The following is an 8933-nucleotide window of genomic DNA, read 5'->3' as shown; positions in this document are numbered from 1 at the left end:
CGTACATCCAGCAAGGCCCGATAGGCGGCGATGCAGTCGTCGAGCGCGGCCGGGTAGGGGTGGGCGGGCGGCATCCGGTAATCGACCGCCCACACCCGCCGTTGCAGCCGCGCCGCCGTGCTCGTGCCCATCAGGCGGCACAGATCGCCCCCGCACAGGATGAGGGCGCCGCCGTGCATCTCCAGCACGACGCCCCGCCCTTCTGCCTCCACAGACGCAGGCAGGATGTCGAACACCCGCGCCCCGTTGGCATCCCGCGTCTCGACCTGCGCGGTCGCCCCGCCATTCATCGCGGAGAGCATCGGCAGGACGGCCTGATTGACGGCGGACACATAGGCCGCCCAGCCGGCCTTGTCGTCGACTGCGGGATAGGGGATCCGGGGCGGCTGCGGCGTCAGGAAGGCGCGCGCCATATCACTGAGATGGGTGGGGATCGGGAGGTGCCGGGCAGCGACATGCGCCAGTTCGATCGTGCCGTCATCGCTCATGCGCATCTTCCCGCCGCTGGAGTTCCGTGGTTGTTACAGGAAGGGCCGTTGCTGTCCAATCCGCTTCATTGGAGGGTGAACGGGCCGCGTCCGCCCTGCGACGGACGGTGGCGGAACGCGGGTGTTGCGCGGCGTGCGCGCCCTTGCCGGGGGCTGCGATTGACGATAGCACCCCGGTGAGAATGCGCCTCGATTATTACATTAGGCGCATCGGAGAGGGTGAACCATGGAGGCGGGCGATCACGCACGCATCGTGCCTGTCGCGGTCCCGCATCGCGGGTCGGTGCGGAGATATCCGCCTGTCTGCCAGCGCGCGCCGGTTTCCTGACGTCCGGGGTGCCCCATCGGCTCGATGCCCGACGGTCACGTCGCCGGCCGGAGGGGAGCCGACCCGGGCCAGGCCGCCCGGCTACGTCGCGATCGAGAGGAGAAATGCCCGATGAAGATCAGTCTCACCCTGCCGTTCGATCGCTTCCAGATGGGCGACGAGTTCCTCGACTATGAGGCGATCGTCGCGATGTCGCAGCTGGCCGAGCGGTCGGGCTACTTCGCCGGGCTGGTGACGGATCATCCCTGCCCGACCGGACGCTGGCTCGACGCCGGGGGGCATCATGCGCAGGATCCGTTCGTGCTGCTCTCGTTCGTGGGGGCGGCCACCCGCACGCTGCGGTTGCAGACCGGAATCCTCGTGCTGCCCTATCGCAACCCGTTCATCACCGCGCGATCCGTCGCCACGCTCGATCTGCTCTCGCGCGGCCGGGTGCGGCTTGGCGTGGGGGCCGGCTACCTCAAGGGGGAGTATCGGGCGCTCGGCGTCGATTTCGACAAGCGCAACGAGTTGATGGACGAGTATATCCAGGCGCTGAAGGCGGCGTGGACATCGGAGGAGTTCACCTTTTCCGGCACCGGCTACGAGGCGTTGGGCAACCGCATCTTCCCGCAGCCGATCCAGAAGCCGCACCCGCCCATCCTGATCGGCGGCAATTCCAAGCGGGCGATCCGCCGCGCGGCGGAGCTGGGCGACGCGTGGAACCCGTTCCCCACCGTCAACGCCACGCTGGCGGCCACCAGCCGTACGTCGGAACTGACGACCGAGGCGGATCTGGCCGAAAGCATCGCCTACCTGCACCGCCACTGCGAACAGATCGGCCGCGCGACGCCGCCCCCGGTCGAGCTGGCCGGCTGGACGGACGGGGGCGCGCCGCCCTCGACGCAGGCGATGATCGACACGCTCGGGCGCTATGCGGCGATGGGCGTCACCGCCATGGGGGTCCACTTCGGCGGCGACAGCCGCACGGAATGGACCGATCAGGTGGCGCGTTTCGGCGAGGATGTCATCGGCCGGCTCGATTGAGGGCGGCGATGCCCTCAGCCGTGATCGCGGACGAAGCGCTCGAACATGTCGGCGACGATGGCGAGCAGGGCGCGGCCGTCGCCGTCGTCGCGCGCCGCCTCGAGGCAGCCGAGGCCAAGCTCGCGCAGGATGATCTTGGCGGCGGCGCGGACGTGCGCGTTCTCCGGCCCGGGGCGGGCGGCGCGGGCGAAGGCGGGCAGGCGCGCGGCGAGCGCATCCTGGAAGGCCTGGCTCGCCTTGTGCAGCACCAGCGGTGTATCGTGGCCGACGCCCAGCCCGATCAGCAGCGTGGCCGGGGTCCGTTCGCGGATGACGAACGCCACGAGCTGGTCGATCCACGCGTCGATGGCGGCACGATCGGGGACGGGGCCGGGCAGCGTCTCGATGATGGCGCCCAGCCCGGCGTAATACTGGCGCCCGATCTCCTCCAGTATCTCGGCCTTGTCGGCGAAATGGGAATACAGCGTCGTGCGGCGGGTGCCCGCGGCCCGCGCGATCTGCTCGAACGTGGTCGCGGCATAGCCCTGCCGGAAGAACAGATCGCGTGCGGCATCGGAGATGTGGCTGCGGGCGAACGCCTTGCGCGCATCCTGAAGCGAAGGGGCGGCGGGCAGGGCGTCGGACAGGGGCTGCATCACCCGCTTGTTCCATATCCGCGTGGGAATGTCGATCGATTGACTTGGCGACGGCGTTTCGACATAGTGTCGAAATCGACGGGAGCCGCCATCCCGACCCAGCCAGACGAGAGGACGCCCGCGTGACCGATCCATTGCTCCAGCCGTTTCGCACCAAGGGGCTGACCTTCAAGAACCGCATGGTCCACGCGCCGACGACCATGAACATGTCCGACGACCGCGGCTATGTGACGCGGCAGGCGGTGGGCGCCTACGAATCGCTGGCGGCCGGCGGCTACGGCGCGGTGTGCGTGGGTGCCACGTGCGTGCGCTGGGACGGCCTCATCAACGAGCGGATGCTCGGTTTCTACGACGATACCTACACGATCAGCCATCGCGAGCTGGTCGAGGTGATCCACAACAACGGCGCGCTGGCGGGCATCCAGCTGTTCTACGGCGGCCTCATCCCGGGTGTCGGCGGCACCTTCCCGCTGGAGCCTGGCAAGGGCTGGATCCCGGGCACCGTCTCGTGGGGGCCGTCGGGCAAGTATCCGATCGGCAACCCGGAACCGGGCGTGCTGACCACCGAGGATTACGAAAGCCTCGTCGAATCCTTCGGCCAGGCGGCGCGGCGCGCCAAGGAAGCGGGCTACGATTACGTCTCCTACCACTTCTGCCACGGATCGCTGCCGCACGTAACGCTGTCGCTGCTGGAAAATCAGGGCCGCAACGACAAGTATCAGGACCGCTTCCTGTTCTGCGAGGAGATCATCAAGCGCGCGCAGGAACTGTGCGGCAAGGATTATCCCCAGATCCCGCGCATGGTGTGCGACGAGAATTTCGAGGGCGGCTACGACCTCGACTATTTCATCGAGCATTACGCCACCCGCCTGCACGCGCTGGGCATCGACGCGATGGATTGCACCTTCGGCTCGATGCTGCCGGCCAAGAGCCGCGATCCGGAGGTCTCCTCCGGCGAGATCATCGGCGGCGGCTTCTACGTGCCCAACATGGTGGCGCTGCCCTATCTGAAGCACATGCGCGAAGGCCTGCAGGCCCGCGGCATCGACATGCCGCTGATGGGATCGTGCAACGTCAACACGCCGGAGCAGATGCGGACGATCATCGGCGAGGGCGCGGCGGATTTCTACGCCTCCTGCCGCCAGTCGCTCGACGACCCCGATTTCCCGCGCAAGATCGCCGAGGGACGCGAGGACGAGATCCGCAAGTCGACCCGCACCGGCGCCTCGCTGATGACCGGCAACATCTTCGCCAAGGGTATCGCCGGCTCGGCGCAGAACGCCAGCTTCGGCCGCGATCGCGACTATGCGCTGACCAAGACGCTCGCGCCTAAGAAGGTCGCCATCGTCGGCGGCGGCTCGGGCGGCATGGAATATGCGATCACCGCGCATGAGATCGGCCACGACGTGACCATCTACGAGGCCGGCGACCAGCTGGGCGGCGTGATGGCCTGGGCGGGCAACTACAAGAACCTGCCGAACGTCGAGCAGATCGCCTACCAGCCGGACTGGCACAAGCTGATGGTGGCCAAGCACGGCATCGCCGTGAAGCTGGGCCAGACGGTGACGGCCGACCTGCTGAAGGGCGAGAAGCCGGACGTGGTGGTGGTGGCGACCGGCGCGAAGCCCGCGCTGCCCGAGATCGAGGGGCTGGACGCGGCGTTGGAGAGCGGTGCCGCCTGCACCATCGACGACGTGCTGTCGGGCGCCAAGGTGCTGGACAAGGACAAGCCGGTGCTGATCTGGGGGGCGGGCGAAGGCATCGAGCTGGCGCTCGACCTCGCGCGGTCCGGCATCGCCGTGCGGCTGGTCGATCCCGCGCCGGCGTTCGTGCCGGCGCCCTATATCGGCTCGCGCGCCAAGGCGGTGCTGCGCTGGGCAGGGCAGGCGGGCCTCACGCTGGAGCAGGGCGTCGAGCTGTCGCGGGTCGCCGATGGCACCGCGCAGGCCCGCCATGCCGACGGGCGCGAGGAGAGCATCCCGTTCGGCACGCTGGTGGTCGCGCCGGGCCGGGTGGCCTACGATCCGCTGTCGCGCGAGTTGCTGGGCAGCGGCATCCGGGTGCAAGTGGTGGGCGATGCCCGCACCCCGCGCTCCTACGGCAATGCGATCCACGAAGCGGCCTATCTGGCGCGGCATATCTGACGAGACGGCGACGGCGACCACGATAATCCGGGAGAGAGAAGCATCATGTTCGACTGGCTGACCGACGACCAGCGCGCGCTGCGCGAGATGGCGGTGACCTTCGCCCGCAAGGAAGTGGAGCCGATCGCCAACCAGATCGACCGGGAGGAGAAGACGCCCGACAGCCTGACCGCCAAGGCGGCGGAACTGGGGCTGTTCGGCCTCTATACCCCGGTCGAATATGGCGGCTCGGGCGCGGACATGGTGTCGGTCTGCCTCGTCAGCGAGGAGATCGCCAAGGCCAGCCCGGCCTTTGCCGGCGCGCTCACGGTGCAGATGGTGCTCTGCCCCAAGACGGTCGAGATCCTCGGCACCGACGAGCAGAAGCAGCGAATGCTGCCGGCGTCGGCCAGCGGCGAGCGGGTGATCGCCTATTCGCAGAGCGAGCCGGGGGGCGCCGCCAACATCCCGTCGCACCTGACCCGGCTGGAGCCGGACGGCGACGGCTACCGGCTCGACGGATCGAAGCTGTTCTGCACGCAGGCCTCGGCCCAGACCTACCTCGTCATGTGCAAGACGAAGAACCACGCCGGCCAGGAAGGCTATGGCTGCATCATCGTCGAGGCCGGGGACGAGGGTTTCGAGATCGCGCCCTATGAGCATAAGCTCGGCTGGCGCGGCACCAATACCGGCCCGATCTCGTTCAACAACGTGCGGATCGAGAAGGACCGCATCCTCGGCGACGTGCTGACCGGCGGCATCGCCCACCGCGCCGCCAACCACGCCAACGTCCTCGCCCACGCCGCGACGTCACTCGGCTGCGCGCAGGGGATGCTCGACAGGACGCTGGATCAGGTGAAGGAGCGCAAGCTCTACGGCAAGCACATGGGCGATCTCCAGCCGGTGAGCTACTGGCTGGCCGAATCGCATGCCCGCCTCTCGGCCGGTCGTGCGCTGCTGTACGAGAACGCCCGCGCGCTGGAGAACGGCACGATGGAGCCGGGCATGGGCAGCGTGTGCAAGGGGTGGATCGGCGATACCGCGGTCGACATCTGCACCAAGCTGCTCAAGCTGTGGGGCGGCAGCGGCATCATGGATTCTACCGGGGTCCACCGCTACCTGCGCGATGCGATCGCCAAGACGGTAGCCGAGGGCGCCTCCGAGATGCACTATGCGATCATCGCCAACCAGCTGATCTACGGCAAACCCTATCTCCAGCCGCCCGCCGCCTGAAGGAGCGCACAGCATGACGGACCTGTTGAGGCAGCCGGCACACGTCGGTGACCTGATCGCCGCCGCGCTCTCGCGCGATGCGGACCGGCTGGTGGCGATCGGCGAGACGGGCGAGCGGCTCACCGCCGGCCAGCTCGCCGAGGGGATCAGCCGGATCGAGCAGTTCTTCCGCACGCTTGACCCCGCGCCCCGGCGCGCGGCGATCCTGGCGCGCAACCGGCTGGACCTGCTGGCGGTCAACAACGGCATGAGCTTTGCCGGGATCGTGATGACCAACCTGCATCCGATGGGCGCGATCGAGGACTATCTGTACGTTCTCGAAGACGCCGGGATCGACACGCTGGTCTATGATGCCGACCACTACGAGGCAATCGCCGCCGCGTTGAAGGAGCGCGCGCCCGGCCTGCGCCACGTCTTCGCGATGGGCGAGGGGACGGCGGGCCGCAACGTGATCGAGGCGGCGCAGGGCTTCACCCCCCGGCCGCTGGTTGCGCCGGCCACCGCGCCCGGCGATCTGATGCGTATCGCCTATTCGGGCGGCACCACCGGCAAGCCCAAGGGCATCATGGTGACGCAGGCGTCCGCCGCGACTTCCGCCTACATCCAGCAGATGACGTGGGAATGGCCGCGCGAGGTGCGCCACCTGATCTGCGCGCCGCTCAGCCATTCGGGCGCGGCCGTGCTGACCTCGATCCTGATGAACGGCGGGATGATGGTGGTGCTGCCGGGGTTCGATCCGGTCGGCGTGATGCAGGCGATCGAGCAGCACCGGATCACATCGATCCTGATGGTGCCGACGATGGTGATCGCGATGATCGACCACCCCCGCTTCGGCGAGTTCGATCTGTCGAGCCTCGAGGTGATCTTCTACGGCGCCTCCGCCTTCCCGACCGCGCGGCTGAAGGACGCAATCGGAAAGCTGGGGCCGGTGTTCTTCCAGTTCTACGGCCAGTCCGAGGCACCGATGTCCGTCACGGTGATGCGTCGCGACGAGCATCTGGTCGACGACCCCATCCGCCTGTCGAGCTGCGGACGGCCGACGCCGCTGGTCCATGTCGCGCTGCTGGACGACGACAACGTGCCGGTGGCGGAAGGGCAGCCGGGCGAGATCTGCGTACGCGGGCCGCTGTTGATGGGCGGCTACCTCAACCTGCCGGAGGAAACCGCCAAGGTGTTCGAGGGCGGCTGGCTGCACACCGGCGACGTGGCGGTGCGCAGCCCCGACGGCTTCCTGCGCATCGTCGATCGCAAGAAGGACATGATCATCACCGGGGGCTTCAACGTGTTCGCCCGCGAGGTTGAGGATGCGCTGAACGAATATCCCGGCGTCCGCGCGGCGGCGGTGATCGGCGTGCCGGACCCCAAATGGGGCGAGGCGGTGAAGGCCGTCGTCGTGCTGGAGCCGGGCGCCTCGGTGGATGCCGCGGCGCTGATCGCCAGCGTGCGCGAGAAGAAGGGCGCGGTGCAGGCGCCCAAGACGGTCGAGTTCATCGATGCGTTGCCGCTGTCCCCGCTGGGCAAGCCGGACAAGAAGGCGCTTCGCGCACGCTTCGCGGCCTGAGCCATGATACCCGGACCCCCGCCCCCGTGCCGTTGCGACCGCACCGGTAGCGTATCGCCGGCCACGGGGGCGATGCCGGGCGGTGGCCCGCGGCGGCCGGGGAGGGCCCGGTGATGGCGCCGGGCGAAACCGGCTACCGCCGCCGCATCCTGATCGAACCCGCGCCCGGATGCGTCGTCGCCGAGTTGGAGGACGACTATCACCGCATGGTGGTGACGCTGGAGCATGCCGACGGGATCGTCCGGCGGGTGACGAGCGAGATGAAGCGCCGCCCGTGGACGAGCTGCCCCGGCGCCATGGCGATGCTGGAGCGGACCTTTACCGGCGTCGCCCTCGCCGATGTCGTGCGGCGGGGCGACAAGACGATCAACTGCACGCACCTCTATGATCTGGCCCTGTTCGCGGCCGCCCATGCCGGGGAAGGTGCGGCGATCGCCTACGATATCGTCGTGACCGATGCCGTGGAGGGACAGCGTAGCGCGAGACTGTCGCGCAACGGCGTACCGCTGCTGGAATGGCGGCTGGAAGGCGACCTGTTCCTCGCGCCGCCGGCACTGGCGGGCACGCGGATGGCGGCGCTGGGCGAATGGATCGCCCGGCAGGACAGGGCCACCGCCGAGGCGGGGCGCATCCTGCGCTGGGCCGCGATCCTCGCGCTGGGCCGCGCCATGGCGATTCCGGCGGGGCTTTCGGCCACCGTGTTCCCGAGCGGCGCGTGCTACACCTTTCAGCCGGAAACAGCGCAGGGCGCGACACGGCTGGCGGGCGCGGACGTGGACTTCAGCCGCCCCGGCGCCGAACCTCTGGGCGACCGCGCCGCCGCCTTCGGCTGACCTGCGCGCGGAAACAGGGCTGACAATGCGCCGCCGGCCATGCAATATGCACCGCAATGTCGGAGGGGACCCTGGATAGAGCGCGCGACCGGCGCATCCCGGCAACGGTTGCGGCCAGCGTGCCGGGACGGCCGATCATGCGCCCACCCTCATCCCTGTCCGCCGACGATCCCGCCATCGCCTTGCGCCACAGGGCCGCTTGCTGGCGGCCTCTCCCGGTGACGGGGCCCGGATCCCCATCGATCGCTTCCAGGAGTCACCGAACATGCTGAACCTCAAGCCGCTCTGCCCCGCCGTGGTCGACGTCGCGGCCCCGCTGGTGGTGGGCAAGTCCCCCGCCGGCATCCGCACCATCGGCGAGATGCGCGCCGTGACCATCACCGGCGAGCGGATGAACGCCACGCTGGCCGGCGCCGCCGCGGCCGACTGGATCCTGGTCAACGGCAAGGTCGGCAACATCGACGTGCGCATGACGGTGCGGACCGACGACGGCGCGCTGATCTACATCAGCTACACCGGCAAGCTGGATCTCGCCCGTCCGGGTGGCCCGGTCGCCACCGTCGCGCCGACCTTCGAGACCGGCGACGAACGCTACGCCTGGCTGAACGACATTCAGGCGATCGGTCGCGCCACGCTCGCGGTCGGGGAGGGCGGTGCCGCCCGGCTCGACTATGAATTCTACGAAGTCCTCTGAAGCGGAGCGTCA

At 68.9% G+C, this 8933-nt stretch carries 8 protein-coding genes; 6 read left to right on the top strand and 2 right to left on the bottom strand.

The annotated features are described in order from the left end of the window. A partial coding sequence (locus FOY91_RS12490; RefSeq protein WP_162527225.1) for an alpha/beta hydrolase fold domain-containing protein occupies nt 1-488 on the bottom strand: 488 nt, incomplete at its 3' end. A 439-nt stretch (nt 489-927) separates the two neighbouring features. Here FOY91_RS12490 and FOY91_RS12485 point away from each other — a divergent pair. Beyond that, a complete protein-coding gene (locus tag FOY91_RS12485) occupies nt 928-1842 on the top strand; it encodes an LLM class F420-dependent oxidoreductase (protein ID WP_145152293.1) in 915 nt (304 codons plus the stop codon). A gap of 14 nt (nt 1843-1856) precedes the next feature. Here FOY91_RS12485 and FOY91_RS12480 read toward each other — a convergent pair whose 3' ends face one another. Next, nucleotides 1857-2477: a TetR/AcrR family transcriptional regulator gene (locus tag FOY91_RS12480; RefSeq protein WP_238995655.1), complete on the bottom strand. Its 621-nt coding sequence runs from the start codon at nt 2475-2477 to the stop codon at nt 1857-1859. Between the two features lie 122 nt (nt 2478-2599). On the opposite strand from FOY91_RS12480, the gene FOY91_RS12475 reads away from it, so the two are divergent. From FOY91_RS12475 to FOY91_RS12455, 5 genes are all read left to right on the top strand, one after another. Continuing rightward, nucleotides 2600-4621, top strand: a complete 2022-nt coding sequence (locus tag FOY91_RS12475; protein WP_145152287.1) for an oxidoreductase — start codon at nt 2600-2602, stop codon at nt 4619-4621. Nucleotides 4622-4666: 45 nt separating this feature from the next. Next, complete coding sequence (locus FOY91_RS12470) at nt 4667-5833, top strand: acyl-CoA dehydrogenase family protein (protein ID WP_145152284.1); 1167 nt, start codon at nt 4667-4669, stop codon at nt 5831-5833. 13 nt (nt 5834-5846) lie between these two features. Continuing rightward, nucleotides 5847-7394, top strand: a complete 1548-nt coding sequence (locus FOY91_RS12465; protein WP_145152282.1) for an AMP-binding protein — start codon at nt 5847-5849, stop codon at nt 7392-7394. 113 nt (nt 7395-7507) lie between these two features. After that, nucleotides 7508-8227, top strand: a complete 720-nt coding sequence (locus FOY91_RS12460; protein ID WP_145152279.1) for a DUF2889 domain-containing protein — start codon at nt 7508-7510, stop codon at nt 8225-8227. 265 nt (nt 8228-8492) lie between these two features. Further along, nucleotides 8493-8921, top strand: a complete 429-nt coding sequence (locus FOY91_RS12455; protein WP_145152276.1) for a DUF3237 domain-containing protein — start codon at nt 8493-8495, stop codon at nt 8919-8921. The last annotated feature ends 12 nt before the right edge of the window (nt 8922-8933 follow it).

Origin of the sequence: Alterirhizorhabdus solaris (assembly GCF_007785815.1) — a bacterium.
In the GTDB taxonomy this organism is placed as follows: Bacteria; Pseudomonadota; Alphaproteobacteria; order Sphingomonadales; family Sphingomonadaceae; genus Alterirhizorhabdus; species Alterirhizorhabdus solaris.
This window is presented reverse-complemented; position numbering and strand designations above follow the sequence as displayed.